The following is a 13,986-nucleotide window of genomic DNA, read 5'->3' as shown; positions in this document are numbered from 1 at the left end:
ATTTTTTATTCTATTTTAATTGAGGATTAATCTTCAGTAAATAATTCAGCTTCATCAGCAGGATTATCAACAGAAGGTTTTCCATCAATAGGTTCACCTTTTATTGCTGCAACAATTTTAGCTTCAATTTCTTCTGCTAATTCAGGATTATCTTTTAATACTTCTTTTACAGCATCACGACCTTGACCTAATTTGCTATCATTGTAAGAATACCAAGAACCAGATTTGTTAACAATTCCTTTCTCAACACCCATGTCTAGTACTTCACCAACTTTAGAAATACCTTCACCGTACATAATATCAAATTCTGCTTGGCGGAATGGAGGAGCAACTTTGTTCTTAACAACTTTTACTTTGGCATGATTTCCTATTACTTCATCACCACTTTTTATTTGTGTAGCACGACGAATATCTAAACGAACAGAAGCATAGAATTTTAAGGCATTACCACCAGTTGTTGTTTCTGGATTACCAAACATAACTCCAATTTTTTCACGTAATTGGTTGATGAAAATTGCTGTACATTTTGTTTTATTGATTGTACCAGTTAATTTTCTTAATGCTTGAGACATTAAACGAGCCTGTAATCCCATTCTAGAATCTCCCATTTCTCCTTCGATTTCAGCTTTTGGAGTTAATGCAGCAACAGAGTCGATAACGATAATATCTATTGCACCAGAACGGATTAAATTATCTGCAATCTCTAAAGCTTGTTCACCATTGTCCGGTTGAGAAATAATTAAATTTTCTACATCAACACCTAATTTAGCTGCATAAAAACGGTCAAAAGCGTGTTCTGCATCAACAAAAGCAGCAATTCCTCCAGCTTTTTGAGCTTCTGCAATAGCGTGAAGAGTTAAGGTTGTTTTACCAGAAGATTCAGGTCCGTATATTTCTATTACACGTCCTCTTGGGTAACCACCTACACCTAAAGCTAAATCTAAACCTAAAGATCCAGAAGGGATAACTTCAATTTTATCATCAACGGCAGAATCTCCCATGCGCATTACGGTTCCTTTACCGTATGCTTTGTCCATTTTATCTAATATTAGCTGTAATGCTTTCTTTTTATTATCTAAATCGCTCATTATATTTTTTTATTTTTCTAAAATTTGTTTTGCGTGTTCTTTTGTTTTTACTTTTTCGATTACATCTGTAATTGTTCCATTTTCATCAATAATAAATGTTGTTCTGTGGATTCCGTCAAATTCTCGTCCCATAAATTTTTTAGGTCCCCAAACACCAAAGGCATTAAGTATTGTATGATCTTCATCTGCTAATAAAGGAAATGGTAATTCGTTTTTATCAGCAAATTTTTTTTGCTTTGCAACAGGATCAGCACTGATACCAATTAAATGATAACCTTTTGCTTTTAAAGCATTCTCGTTGTCTCTTAAATCACAAGCTTCTGCTGTACAACCTGGAGTACTTGCTTTTGGATAAAAGAAAACAACTAATTTTTTACCTTTAAAATCTTTGTAAGAAACTATATTTTCATTTTGATCGATTCCTTTAAAATCTGGAACTTTATCTCCTATTTTCAACATTTTAAATTATCTTTTAGAACTACTCGTAAAAATAATGATTTAATATTTAATCAAGAATTATATTGTGTAAATATCTCTTTATCTTTTACAAAACTAATTTATTATTACGACAAAAAATGACGTTGTAAAATAATAAATATAATTTTAATATTTTTACATCAAAGTTTTATCAAATATTATGATGTTAAAGAAAGAACGCATTCAGTTTGTGATAGAAGAATTAGAAAAATTATATCCAGTGCCACCAATTCCTCTTGATCATCAAGATGCTTTTACATTATTAATCGCAGTATTATTATCAGCCCAAACAACTGATAAAAAAGTGAATGAAGTAACTCCTGAGTTATTTGCAAAAGCTGCTAATGCGAAAGCAATGTCTTTGTTGGAGGTAGATGAAATAAAATATTATATAAGACAAATTGGACTATCAAATACAAAAGCTAAAAATATAAAGCGACTAGCAGAGATTTTAGTTGAAAAATATGATGGTGAAGTTCCAGAAGGTTTTGAAGAGCTAGAAGCTTTACCAGGAGTAGGACACAAAACGGCTTCTGTAGTTATGTCGCAATGGTTTGGTCATCCAGCTTTCCCTGTAGATACACATATCCATCGTTTGATGAAGTTGTGGAAGTTAACAAAAGGAAAAAATGTTGAAGAAACAGAAAAAGATGCAAAAAAAATATTTCCAAAAGAATTGTGGAATAAACTACATATTCAGATTATTTTCTATGGTAGAGAATATTCTCCAGCTAGAGCTTGGAGTTTAGAAAAAGATTTTATTACAAGAGAAATGTTTAAATAATAAAAAAAATCATCGAAAATGTTTTCGATGATTTTTTTATTGATATAAAATTTATTTTCTTTCAGTTAAAAATTCTTCAGCTTTTTCAACCATATTGTAGGATCCACAAAAGAAAGGAATTCTTTGGTGTAATTCTGTAGGTTCTATATCCATAATACGATTAAAACCATCAGTAGCTTTACCACCAGCTTGTTCAGCAATAAATGCCATAGGATTACATTCATATAATAAACGTAATTTCCCGTTTGGATTATTTGTACCAGAAGGATAAATATAGATACCTCCCTTTAGCATATTTCTATGAAAATCAGAACATAAAGATCCTATGTAGCGTGAAGTGTAGGGTCTATCTCCTTCATCAGCTTGGCAATATTTAATATAATCTTTCACACCTTGAGGAAATTTAACATAGTTACCTTCGTTAACAGAATATATTTTTCCATCTTTTGGAATTGTTAAATTAGGATGAGAAAGATAAAATGTTCCTATGTCTTGATCTAATGTGAACCCATTTACTCCATTTCCTGTTGTATAAACTAACATAGTAGAAGTTCCATAGATTACATAACCAGCAGCGACTTGTTTATTACCTGGTTGTAAAAAATCTTCTTTTGTAACTGGTGTTCCTGGTTCGGTAACACGATGATAAATCGAAAAAATTGTTCCTACAGATACATTTACATCTATATTAGATGATCCATCAAGTGGATCGATAAGTACAACGTATTTACTATTTTTTGAATTTTTACTAGCTTCAATAGAAATAAAATCTTCATTTTCCTCTGAAGCTATACCACATACAACTTCTCTTTGAGATAAAGTTTTTATAAATGTTTCATTAGCAAAAACATCTAATTTTTGTTGTTTTTCACCTTGAACATTTTCATTTCCGAATTCACCTATAATGTTAACTAAACCAGCTTTGTTAACTTTGTAGTTAACTACTTTTGTTGCTAACTTAATGGAACTCAATAAACGCGTAAGTTCTCCTGTAGAGTAGATAAAATCAGCTTGATTTTCTATGATAAACTCTCCAAGAGTTTGATGGGAATCTGTTTTCATAATTATGTTTTGCGAGTCAAATATCGTAATAAAAAATATATTCTCTATTATCTCAAACGTTTGAATTTTTACTAAATATATGAGAATCATCATTTTTTTATTCATTCAATTATAATTATCAAAATTTATTTGTGTACTTTTTTACTTATATTTGCGAGTTAATATTTAAAAAAAGTTTTTATAAAAATGAAAGTTTTCAAATTCGGTGGAGCATCAGTAAAAGATGCAGCTGGCGTAAGAAATGTTGCAAACTTGTTGCAAACTGTTGGTTACGAAAATACATGTATCATAGTTTCTGCTATTGGCAAGACAACTAATGCATTAGAAGACGTAGTCAAGCGCTATTTTGAAAACGAAGATTTCGAAAAAACAATTTATGATGTTAAAGAGCATCATATAGCATTAGCAGAAGAATTATTCGAAAATCCTGTAGATGTTTCTAATGAAATTTCTCAGTTTTTTGATGATATTCTATCTTTTTTAAGAAGAAATAAGTCTCCTCATTACAGTTATGTATATGATCAGATTGTATGTTGTGGAGAATTAATTTCTACGAAAATTATAAGTATGTATTTAAATTCAATTAATTTAAAAAATGATTGGTTGGATGTTCGTGATTATATCAAAACAGATAATACATACAGAGAAGGAAAAGTTGATTGGAAATTAACCGAAGAAAATATAAAAGAATTGCCTACAAAAGGGTTATATATAACTCAAGGTTTCTTAGGTTCAGATCCTAATTTTTTCACGACAACATTGGGTAGAGAAGGTTCAGATTATTCAGCTGCAATTTTTGCTTATTGTTTAAATGCAGATAGTATGACAATCTGGAAAGATGTTCCAGGGGTTTTAAATGCTGATCCACGTTATTTTGATAATGCAGAATTATTGAACCATATTTCTTATGAAGAAGCTATTGAGTTAGCTTATTATGGAGCATCAGTTATTCATCCAAAAACATTACAACCATTACAAAGAAAAGAAATTCCATTTTTTGTAAAATCATTCTTGAATCCAAAAGAAGCTGGAACAGAAGTTTCAAAAGGACAACCATTAGAACCAAAAGTACCATGTTTTATTTTAAAAAGAGATCAACATTTGATTCGTTTATCAAGTAAAGATTTTTCTTTTATTACAGAAGATAAATTAAGTGGTATATTTAATAAATTATATGATTATCAGATAAATGTAAATCTTATGCAGAGTTCTGCTATATCTTTATCTTTATGTTTAGAAGATAAATATAATAATCTTGAAAAATTTGCTCAAGATATAAGTGTAGATTTTGGCATTCAAAAAGAAAATAACGTTTTATTATATACAATTCGTCATTTCGAGGATCAATCAGATAATGTCATTCCAAAAGATAAAGAATTGTTGCGTCAAACAGTAAAAGAAACATTACAAATTGTTGTAAAAGGATAAATGAGTTTAGTTAGCACACAAGATATATATTCAGCATCAGGACTTTCAAAAATTGGCATTTTTGGTAAACCTATTGCTTGGGCTCTAAAAAAAGCTTTCAGTATAGATCAATTAAATGATTTATATAATAGAGGTAAACATTTAAGCTGTGAAGGATTTTTAGATTATTTGATTGATGATTTAGGCGTAGACTATGAAATTCATGAAGAAGATTTAAAGAGAATTCCGAAAGAAGGACCATTTATAATTATATCTAATCATCCACTTGGAGCTTTAGATGGGATTATAATGATGCATTTTATGTCAAAAATTCGTCCTGACTTTAAAGTAATGGGTAATTTTTTATTACAAAAAATTAAACCATTAGATCCTATGATAATACCTGTAAATCCTTTCGAAACTCGCAAAGATGCTTACAGTAGTATTTCAGGTATGAGAGATACTTTGAAATTATTGCGATCAGGAGGGTGTTTGGGTATTTTTCCTGCTGGTGAAGTTTCTTATCGAGACGATGAGAAAAAAATAATAGATAGGAATTGGCAAGAAGCAGCAATGAAGCTTATTAAAAAAGCTAAAGTTCCTGTTGTACCTATGTTTTTTAGAGCAAAAAATAGTAATACTTTTTACCGTGTAGCTAAAATTCATCCAGATTTTCAGACAGCAATGTTGCCAGCAGAAATGATGAGAAAAAGAACACGTGCAATTCAGATAAGAATAGGTAAACCTATTTTACAAAAACAACAAGATGAGCACGAATCTATACAAGATTATTCAGATTTCTTGAGAAAGAAAACATATATGTTATCTTCTTATTACAATAAAAAAAGAGGAATAGCAGAAGTTTTTAAAAATCCATCGAATTTAGAATTAAAAATACCGAATCTTCAAAGTTTATCATCTTCAAAAAAGGTGAAACAAATTGTTCCTGAAACATCATTAGATTTAATTTTAGGGGATATAGAAAGATTACATAAAGAGGAAGATGCTTTATTATTTACAAATAATAATTATGAATGTTTTTTTGCTAGAGCTGAAAAAATTCCTAATATATTAAGAGAAATTGGCCGATTAAGAGAAGTAACTTTTCGATTAATAGGTGAGGGAACAAATGATGAAATAGATTTGGATCGATTTGATGGTCATTATCATCATTTATTTTTATGGGATAAAGATGCAAATAAAATTGTAGGAGCTTATAGAATGGCTATTGGTTCTGAGGTCTATGAAAAATATGGTATTAATGGATTTTATGTAAACGAATTATTTAATTTTGATCCAGAAATTCATCCTTTTTTTAAGAAATGTATTGAAATGGGAAGAGCATTTGTTGTTACAGAATATCAACAAAAACCAATGCCATTATTTCTTTTATGGAGAGGAATTGTTCATGTAACTTTGAGAAATCCTCATCAAAAATTTATTATTGGAGGAGTTAGTATAAGTAATCAATTTTCTGATTTTTCTAAATCTTTAATGATTGAATTTATGAAATCTCATTATTTTGATTCTACTGTAGCACAATATGTTCGAGCTAAAAATGAATTTAAAGTAAGTCTAAGAGAAGAAGATAAAGAATTTATTTTTGATGAATCTGAAGCTGATTTAAATAAATTTGATAAATTAATTGATGAACTAGAGCCAAATATGCTTCGTTTACCAGTTTTGATCAAAAAGTACATCAAACAAAATGCAAAAGTTATTGCATTTAATGTTGATCCTAAATTTAATGATGCTATAGATGGCTTAATGTATATACGAGTTTCTGATATACCAGAATCAACAGTAAGACCAGTTATAGAAGATATACAAGCTGAATTAGATAGAAAAATACAATCAGGTAAATTTGATGGTAATATTATCTAGTTTATCTATATAAAATAATAAAAATGCGTTCAATTTTTGAACGCATTTTTTGTTATTATTAATCGATTATTATTTTAAAACAGAAGATTCAAGTCTAAATTTTTCAACTTTACTTTCAATTAAATCTAATCTTAAATTATGAATACTTCCAATATGTGAAGTTTCAAATTCTTTGTGTGGAATATAAGTCCCATTTTCTACTGATAAACCAACTTCTCTGTATGCATCTCTAAATGGTGTTCCGTTTTTGATTGCATCATTAATATTTTCTACCGTATAAATAGGGTTATATTTTTCTTGTTCTATATAATCATTCTTAATTTGAAGTTGTGGAATAGCAAATGTTAATATATCAATAATATTATCAAATTGCATCATTGGTTCAAATAGAATTTCTTTAAGAATCTGAAAATCTCTATGGTAACCACTAGGTAAATTATTTATCGTTAACATAATATCATTTGGTAAAGCTTGTATGCGGTTGCAATGTGCTCTAGTTAATTCAAAAACATCAGGATTCTTTTTGTGAGGCATAATAGAAGATCCTGTAGTCATTTCATTAGGTAATTTTACAAACCCTAAATCCTGCGAATTATAAATAACTAAATCATAAGACATTTTAGAAAGTGTACCAGCAATCATTGCTAAGGCAGTAGCTACAGATTTTTCTGTTTTTCCACGTAAAATTTGTGCGCCAACAGAAGAAACTAATATTTCTGAAAAACCTAATTCTTGTGTTGTCTGTAAACGATCTATAGGGAAGCTTGTTCCAAATCCAGCTCCAGAACCTAATGGATTTTGATCAGAAATTTTATATGCAGCTTCAAAAAAGTATAAATCATTTAATAAACTTTCTGCATATGCAGAAAACCAAAGACCAAAACTACTAGGCATGGCTGCCTGAAAATGGGTATAACCTGGTAATAAATGATTTTTTAATTCTTCTGCTTTTGTTAAAAAAATTTCTATTAAAGTGATTATTTTTTCAGTGATTTCCTTTAGATATTCTTTTTCAAATAATTGAATAGCAACAAGAACTTGATCATTTCTTGATCTTGCAACATGTATTTTCTTACCAGCATCGCCAGTTTTTTCAATTAGATATGCTTCAATTTTTGAATGGATGTCTTCAAAATTATCATCAACATTAAAATTATTTTCTTCAATTAATTTTAATATTTCATTTAATGCAATTTGTAAAGCATCATTCTCTTTATTTGTGATTAAGCCTGTTTTGGCTAACATATTGGCTTGTGCTTTAGATGCTATTGCATCATATTTAGCAAGATGAGCATCTAATTCTCTGTCTTTACCAACAGTAAATTTTTCTATTTTATCATTAATGGTAAAACCTTTATCCCAGAGTTTCATATTTTTTATATTAAGGCGCAAAGTTAATAAAAAATGTATATTATTACATTAAATTAGTATAATTATAACTAATTGTTAATATTTATTCATTATTGAGTATTTTTTATTGATTTTTATAAATCATTAGAAGGTTTTTATTATTTATTTTAATTGATTGAAATATGTTTATAAAATTTTCAAAATAATTCAATTTAATAAAAAAAATAATAAAAAATTATCAAGTTGATATTTGGAAAGTACTTTCATTTTTAAGTTATATTTTTTAAGCCTAAATCATTGTTAAAGTGAAATATAGGCTTTCTTTATAATTGTTCTAAATTATTAAACAATAATTAAAATATATAAGTGTTTAATGAAAAATCACTATTATAAACGTATTTTTGTAGACAAACTTATAATAATTAAAGAACAACCGATTATATCGATTGATCTACATTATTGTAGATGATGTTATTATAATTTAAATAGGTTGTAAAAAGAGTGATTCGTTATTTTTTATGACAACCTCTATAATAAATTTAAAAAAATATAAGAATTATGAGCCTTTATAAGGATTACATCAACGAAATTGAAGAGAGAAAGAGTGAAGGGCTTCATCCAAAGCCTATAGATGGTGCTGAATTACTAAGTGAAATTATTGAACAAATAAAAGATTTAAGTAATGAGCATAGAGAGGATTCTTTAAATTTGTTTATTTACAATACTTTACCAGGAACAACTAGTGCTGCTGGTGTTAAAGCAAAATTTTTAAAAGAAATTATTTTAGGAGAATCTGTAGTTGCAGAAATTACACCTAAATTTGCTTTTGAATTATTATCACATATGAAAGGAGGACCATCTATTGAGGTTCTTTTAGATTTAGCTTTAGGTAATGATACTGATATAGCTAATCAAGCTGCAGAAGTTCTTAAAACTCAAGTGTTCTTGTATGATGCAGATACAGAGCGTTTAAAATTAGCTTTTAATGAAGGTAATGCTATCGCTAAAGAAATTCTTGAAAGTTATGCAAAAGCAGAATTCTTTACAGAATTACCTGCTGTACCAGAAGAAATTAATGTTGTAACATTTATTGCTGGTGAAGGTGATATCTCTACAGATTTATTATCTCCAGGTAATCAAGCTCACTCTCGTTCAGACCGTGAATTACATGGTAAATGTATGATTACTCCGGAAGCTCAACAACAAATTAGAGATTTACAAGCTCAACATCCTGGAAAAAGCGTAATGTTAATCGCTGAAAAAGGAACAATGGGTGTTGGATCTTCTAGAATGTCAGGTGTTAATAACGTGGCTTTATGGACAGGTAAACAAGCAAGTCCTTATGTGCCTTTTGTAAACATAGCTCCAATTGTAGCTGGTACAAACGGTATTTCTCCAATTTTCCTTACAACTGTTGATGTAACAGGAGGTATTGGTATTGACTTACAAAACTGGAAGAAAAAAGTAGATGAAAACGGAGAAGTTGTTCGTAACGAAAAAGGTGAACCAGTTTTAGAAGAAGTTTATTCTGTTGAAACAGGAACTGTTCTTACAATTAATACGCAAAAGAAAAAATTATATAATGGTGATCAAGAGTTAATAGATATTTCTAAATCTCTTACTCCTCAAAAAATGGAATTCATAAAAGCTGGTGGTTCTTATGCAATTGTATTTGGTAAAAAAATCCAAACATTTGCTGCTAAAACTTTAGGAATTGAAGCTCCTACAGTTTTTGCTCCATCTAAAGAAATTTCAATAGAAGGACAAGGTTTAACAGCTGTTGAAAAAATCTTCAATAGAAATGCTGTTGGAACTACTCCAGGAAAAGTATTACATGCAGGTTCTGACGTACGTGTAGAAGTTAATATTGTAGGTTCTCAAGATACTACAGGACTTATGACTTCTCAAGAGTTAGAAGCAATGGCTGCAACTGTAATATCTCCAATCGTTGACGGTGCATACCAATCAGGTTGTCACACTGCATCTGTTTGGGATAAAAAAGCACAAGCTAATATCCCTAAATTAATGAAATTCATGAATGATTTCGGACTTATTACAGCTCGTGATCCTAAAAATGAATATCATGCAATGACTGACGTTATCCACAAAGTTCTTAATGATATTACTGTTGACGAATGGGCTATCATTATAGGTGGTGATTCACATACAAGAATGTCTAAAGGTGTTGCTTTTGGTGCTGATTCAGGAACAGTTGCTTTAGCATTAGCTACAGGAGAAGCATCTATGCCAATCCCAGAATCAGTAAAAGTTACTTTCAAAGGAGCAATGAAAGAATACATGGATTTCCGTGATGTTGTTCATGCTACACAATCTCAAATGTTAAAACAATTTGGAGGAGAGAATGTATTCCAAGGTAGAATTATTGAGGTTCATATCGGAACTCTTCTTGCAGATCAAGCATTTACATTTACAGATTGGACTGCTGAAATGAAAGCTAAAGCATCTATTTGTATTTCGCAAGATGATACGTTAATCAAATCTTTAGAAATTGCAAAAGATCGTATCCAAATCATGATTGATAAAGGAATGGAGAATAAAAATCAAGTTCTTCAAGGATTAATCAACAAAGCTAATAAAAGAATTGAAGAAATTCAATCAGGAGAAAAACCTGCTTTAGCTCCAGATGCAAATGCTAAATATTATGCTGAAGTTGTTATTGATCTTGATATTATTGATCAACCAATGATTGCTGATCCAGATGTAAACAATGATGATGTTTCTAAAAGATATACACACGATACTATTAGAGAATTATCTTTCTACGGAGGTGATAAAAAAGTAGATTTAGGATTCGTAGGATCTTGTATGGTACATAAAGATGACCTTAAAATTGTTTCTCAAATGTTGAAAAACGTAGAGAAACAACAAGGAGAGGTTAAATTTAATGCACCATTAGTTGTTGCTGCTCCAACTTATAACATCATTGATGAGTTAAAAGCTGAAGGTGATTGGGATTTATTACAAAAATATTCAGGATTTGAATTTAGTGATTTATTACCAAAAAGTACTGCTCGTACAGAATATGAAAACATCATGTACTTAGAGCGTCCTGGTTGTAACCTTTGTATGGGGAACCAAGAAAAGGCTGCAAAAGGAGATACAGTTATGGCTACTTCAACTCGTCTTTTCCAAGGTCGTGTTGTAGAAGATTCTGATCGTAAAAAAGGTGAATCTTTATTAGCGTCAACTCCAGTTGTTGTTCTTTCTGCTATTTTAGGAAGAATACCAAGTATTGAAGAGTACAAAGCAGCTGTAGAAGGTATTAATTTAACAAAATTTACTCCTATTTCAACTAAATAAGAATAGGTTTAAATTTTAATATATTTTAACCGAGATAATCAAAATGATTATCTCGGTTTTTTTATTTATAGTATTAGAAATAAGTTACATAGAATCGTTTTAAATTATGACTTTTGACATAGTTTAAGAAAAACCTAACATAAAAAATCCGTAAATTGTTTATTGATTTAATAGTAAAATTATAATTAAAAATACAATATTATGGCATTTGATATAGATATGATAAAAGGTGTTTATAATAGAATGAAAGAGCGTGTAGACGCAGCAAAATCTATTGTAAAAAGACCATTGACTTATTCAGAAAAAATTTTATATGCGCATTTATTTGAAGGTAAACCAACAGAAGCATATAAAAGAGGTGAATCTTATGTAGATTTTGCTCCAGATAGAGTAGCAATGCAAGATGCAACAGCGCAAATGGCATTACTACAATTTATGCAAGCTGGTAAACAAAAAACAGCAGTTCCTTCTACTGTTCATTGTGATCACTTAATTCAAGCTAAGGTTGGTGCTAAGACTGACTTACAAGAAGCAATTAGTAAATCATCTGAAGTTTTTAATTTTTTAGAATCTGTTTCAAATAAATATGGAATTGGTTTTTGGAGACCAGGAGCTGGTATTATTCATCAAGTTGTTTTAGAGAATTATGCATTTCCAGGAGGAATGATGATTGGTACTGATTCTCATACTCCAAATGCAGGAGGTTTGGGAATGGTTGCTATAGGTGTCGGTGGAGCTGATGCAGTTGATGTAATGGCAGGAATGGCTTGGGAATTAAAAATGCCTAAATTGATAGGAGTAAAGTTAACTGGTAAATTATCAGGTTGGTCTGCTCCTAAGGATGTTATTTTAGAAGTTGCAGGCTTATTAACTGTAAAAGGAGGTACTGGTGCTATTGTAGAATACTTTGGAGAAGGAGCAGAATCTTTATCCGCAACAGGTAAAGGTACAATTTGTAATATGGGAGCTGAAATAGGTGCTACAACTTCTATTTTTGCTTATGATGATGCTTCTGAGCGATATCTTAGAGCAACAAACCGTAATGATGTTGCTGATGAAGCGAATAAGTATAAAGAGTATTTACGTTCGGATAATGAAGTTTATGCAAATCCAGAAAACTATTATGATGAATTAATTGAAATTAATTTATCAGAATTAGAACCACGTTTAAATGGTCCTTTTACACCAGATTTAATGACGCCAGTATCAAAGATGAAAGAAACTGCAGCAGTTAATGGTTGGCCAATGGATGTAGAATGGGGCTTAATAGGTTCTTGTACAAATTCTTCATATGAAGATTTATCTAGAGCAGCATCAATTGCTCAGCAAGCTATTGATAAAGGACTTGTAACAAAAGCATCATTTGGAATAAATCCAGGTTCAGAAGTTGTTAGATATACAGCAGACCGAGATGGTTTATTAAAAACTTTTGAAGATTTAAATGCAGTTATCTTTACGAATGCTTGTGGTCCATGTATTGGGCAATGGGATAGAGAAGGAGCAGATAAAGAAGAGAAGAATACAATTGTGCATTCCTTTAATAGAAATTTTAAGAAGCGTGCAGATGGTAATCCAAATACATATGCTTTCGTAACATCACCAGAAATGGTTGCAGCAATTGCTATTGCAGGACGCTTAGATTTTAATCCATTAACGGATAAGTTAATTAATAAAAATGGAGAAGAGGTTTTATTAGATGCTCCAAAAGGAGAAGAATTACCTACTAAAGGTTATGCTTATGAAGATAATGGTTACCAAGCACCAATAGAGGATGGCTCTAATGTAGAAGTTATAGTTAATCCTAATTCAGAACGTTTGCAATTATTAGAAAGCTTTAAACCTTGGAATGGAAAAAATATAACAGGAATTAAACTCTTAATAAAAGCATTTGGTAAATGTACAACAGATCATATATCTATGGCAGGGCCATGGTTGCGTTTTAGAGGACATTTAGATAATATATCTAATAATACTTTAATTGGTGCTGTTAATGCATTTAATCAAGAAGTAAATAAAGTAAAAAATCAGTTAACTGGAGAATATGGACCAGTTCCAGATACTGCTAGAGCATATAAAGCGGCAGGAGTTCCTTCTATTATTGTAGGTGATGAAAATTATGGAGAAGGTTCATCTCGAGAACATGCAGCAATGCAACCACGTCATTTAGGTGTTGTAGCTGTTTTAGTTCGTTCTTTTGCACGTATTCATGAAACTAATTTAAAGAAACAAGGTATGTTAGCTCTAACATTTGCTGATAAAGCAGATTATGATAAAGTACAAGAAGATGATACGTTTAATTTTATTGATTTAATAAACTTTGCTCCAGAAAAACCTTTGTCTATTGAATTAGTACATTCTGATGGATCTAAAGATTTGATTTTTGCTAATCATACGTATAATGCTCAACAAATAGAATGGTTTAAAGCTGGATCTGCATTAAATTTAATTAAAGCACAAGAAGCTTAATAGATATAATAAAAAACTAGTAAATATTTACTAGTTTTTTATTAAACTTAATCTCATAAAAAAAGCATCTAATAAATTTATTAGATGCTTTTTTTGTAGTCCCTAGGGGAATCGAACCCCTCTTTCCAGGATGAAAACCTGATGTCC

General features: G+C 30.1%; 9 protein-coding genes. 5 read left to right on the top strand and 4 right to left on the bottom strand.

The features are described 5' to 3' along the window. Window positions 1–26 precede the first annotated feature (26 nt). Window positions 27–1,088 (bottom strand): recombinase RecA, encoded by a 1,062-nt coding sequence (recA, locus tag RT575_RS13720; RefSeq protein WP_313581587.1) that lies wholly within the window; start codon window positions 1,086–1,088, stop codon window positions 27–29. 9 nt (window positions 1,089–1,097) lie between these two features. Then, on the bottom strand, window positions 1,098–1,547 hold the full coding sequence (bcp, locus tag RT575_RS13715) for a thioredoxin-dependent thiol peroxidase (protein ID WP_313581585.1): 450 nt from the start codon (window positions 1,545–1,547) through the stop codon (window positions 1,098–1,100). A gap of 181 nt (window positions 1,548–1,728) precedes the next feature. Here bcp and nth point away from each other — a divergent pair, with 181 nt between their 5' ends. Further along, window positions 1,729–2,349, top strand: a complete 621-nt coding sequence (gene nth / locus RT575_RS13710; protein ID WP_313383988.1) for an endonuclease III — start codon at window positions 1,729–1,731, stop codon at window positions 2,347–2,349. A gap of 51 nt (window positions 2,350–2,400) precedes the next feature. Here the strand turns inward: nth and fbp are convergent, their stop codons facing one another. Continuing rightward, entirely contained in the window at window positions 2,401–3,411 is a 1,011-nt protein-coding gene (gene fbp / locus RT575_RS13705; RefSeq protein ID WP_313581584.1) for a class 1 fructose-bisphosphatase, read from the bottom strand. Between the two features lie 186 nt (window positions 3,412–3,597). On the opposite strand from fbp, the gene RT575_RS13700 reads away from it, so the two are divergent. Together RT575_RS13700 and RT575_RS13695 are read left to right on the top strand one after the other, a co-directional pair. Beyond that, on the top strand, window positions 3,598–4,839 hold the full coding sequence (locus RT575_RS13700) for an aspartate kinase (RefSeq protein WP_313581582.1): 1,242 nt from the start codon (window positions 3,598–3,600) through the stop codon (window positions 4,837–4,839). After that, the gene (locus tag RT575_RS13695; protein ID WP_313581580.1) at window positions 4,840–6,702 is read left to right on the top strand and encodes a lysophospholipid acyltransferase family protein; all 1,863 of its coding nucleotides are present in this window, start codon (window positions 4,840–4,842) and stop codon (window positions 6,700–6,702) included. A gap of 69 nt (window positions 6,703–6,771) precedes the next feature. On the opposite strand, the gene argH is transcribed toward RT575_RS13695, so the two are convergent. Next, window positions 6,772–8,073 carry an argininosuccinate lyase gene (argH, locus tag RT575_RS13690; RefSeq protein ID WP_313581578.1) on the bottom strand — a complete coding sequence of 434 codons (1,302 nt, stop codon included), beginning with the start codon at window positions 8,071–8,073 and terminating at the stop codon, window positions 6,772–6,774. A 537-nt stretch (window positions 8,074–8,610) separates the two neighbouring features. On the opposite strand from argH, the gene RT575_RS13685 reads away from it, so the two are divergent. Both RT575_RS13685 and RT575_RS13680 read left to right on the top strand, forming a co-directional pair. Then, the gene (locus RT575_RS13685; protein ID WP_313581576.1) at window positions 8,611–11,373 is read left to right on the top strand and encodes a bifunctional aconitate hydratase 2/2-methylisocitrate dehydratase; all 2,763 of its coding nucleotides are present in this window, start codon (window positions 8,611–8,613) and stop codon (window positions 11,371–11,373) included. A gap of 201 nt (window positions 11,374–11,574) precedes the next feature. After that, entirely contained in the window at window positions 11,575–13,839 is a 2,265-nt protein-coding gene (locus tag RT575_RS13680) for an aconitate hydratase (RefSeq protein ID WP_313581574.1), read from the top strand. The last annotated feature ends 147 nt before the right edge of the window (window positions 13,840–13,986 follow it).

The organism is Chishuiella sp. (assembly GCF_032109125.1).
In the GTDB taxonomy this organism is placed as follows: Bacteria; Bacteroidota; Bacteroidia; order Flavobacteriales; family Weeksellaceae; genus Empedobacter.
Note: the sequence above shows the minus strand (reverse complement) of the source record. Positions and strands in the feature narration are given on the sequence as shown.